Source organism: Bacillus cereus group sp. BceL291, from assembly GCF_051776705.1.
In the GTDB taxonomy this organism is placed as follows: domain Bacteria; phylum Bacillota; class Bacilli; order Bacillales; family Bacillaceae_G; genus Bacillus_A; species Bacillus_A cereus.
Window position 1 is genome coordinate 1 of sequence record NZ_JBPWAP010000224.1, and the last position, 962, is coordinate 962.

Below are 962 nucleotides of genomic sequence, written 5' to 3' on the forward strand. Positions count from 1 at the left end.
TCGTAGGGTAAGCGCCCAACGCCTTTTCACATTACTGTGATAGGTTTTCAAACGCTCCCCTCCGAACCGTACGTACATGTTTCCATGTATACGGCTCTCCACTTATCCTCTGAATTTCAATCTAACCTTCCAGCGTGCAGGTCAACATGACACTTTTTACACAATGCTAGTGTCTTGCGGTTGCGAGCTATCATGATTCTTTCCCAAAGTTGTTTTCCTTTTAGCTCTTTGAGTTTTTTAACATGATGCATTTCGATAGCGGTGTTTTCAGTTTGACACCACTCACATTTACTAGCCTGAAGGCGTCTGATTAGACTATTGCGTCCTGCATATATCATAGTATTTGGAACGATATCTATTTCTTTATTAGTAGTTGGATTTTCATAAACCCTTTTCAAAGGTTCATTATAGAAATATCTATGCTTTTGACCAGTTTTAGTCGTGTAAGAAATTCTAAAATTGCCTTCATGATTAAACTTTTTCATTATTTTGCTGACTGATAGTTTGTATTTGTTTGCAAAAGTTTTTACCATGCTGAATTTCATAATGTAGCGAAACTTCTGTAGGCTGTGTACATTTTTTGCTAGTTTATAATAATTATATAAACCTCTAATTTCACTATTGTATATACTTAGAATTTCTAAATTGTCGGAGTTTATTAATTCGGCCCTATGAATAGACTTCCAACTACTATCTTTTTCGATTTTAAGAACTTTGAGCTCCTTAAGTTTTCCAATCCATTTTTCCTTAGGCATGTAAATTTCGCACTTGTTTGATGCATACCTTTTGGCTATTCTACTGTTTGAGCCTTTGTATACAGCCTGAAGGTTACTTATAGTTACATCGTATCCAAGGAATCTCGCTTTCATTTTCCCATGTGTAATGAGTGTTTTCTCTGATGATAGTTCAAGATTTAGTTTATTCTTTAGAAAAGCCGTAAGGTCTTTCTTTACTTCTTCTGC

Annotated in this window: 1 protein-coding gene; it reads right to left on the bottom strand. The window is 35.2% G+C overall.

Annotation, left to right across the window (positions count from 1 at the left end; genetic code table 11):
- Nucleotides 1-116: 116 nt before the first annotated feature.
- The coding region (locus ACS2CR_RS34235) for a group II intron reverse transcriptase/maturase (protein WP_306559899.1) at nt 117-962 on the bottom strand (846 nt) is incomplete at its 5' end.